This is a genomic window from Mesorhizobium sp. M7A.F.Ca.MR.362.00.0.0 (assembly GCF_004023175.1).
In the GTDB taxonomy this organism is placed as follows: domain Bacteria; phylum Pseudomonadota; class Alphaproteobacteria; order Rhizobiales; family Rhizobiaceae; genus Mesorhizobium.
The window spans coordinates 23,614-23,943 of the sequence record NZ_RZTF01000025.1; the positions used below are offsets into that span (position 1 = coordinate 23,614).

The 330-nt window shown below is 67.0% G+C and carries 1 protein-coding gene; it reads right to left on the reverse strand.

Translation table 11 applies throughout. The annotated features are described in order from the left end of the window. The coding region (locus EOC06_RS41800) for a dihydroxyacetone kinase subunit DhaK (RefSeq protein ID WP_245469358.1) at positions 1-330 on the reverse strand (330 nt) is incomplete at both ends.

The window sequence follows — 330 nt, forward strand, 5'->3', positions numbered from 1 at the left end:
GTTGTACATCAGATAGAGTTCCATCAGCGGCGTGCCGCCGAAGCCGTTGACGAACAGCAGCGCCGGACCCTTCGCCCTATCGCCGAGATCGCCCAGGATCGCGGTGCAAATCTCCTGCGCGATAGCATCGGCGCTTTTCAGCGTGTCGCGCCGGCGGCCGGGCTCGCCATGGATGCCGACGCCGAATTCCATCTCGCCATCGCCGATGTCGAAAGTCGGCCTGCCCGCCGCCGGTACGGTGCAACTGGTCAGCGCCACGCCCATCGAGCGGGTAGCAGCGTTGACGCCGTCGCCCAGCGCCTTCAGCGGCGCCAGCGCCAGGCCATGTTC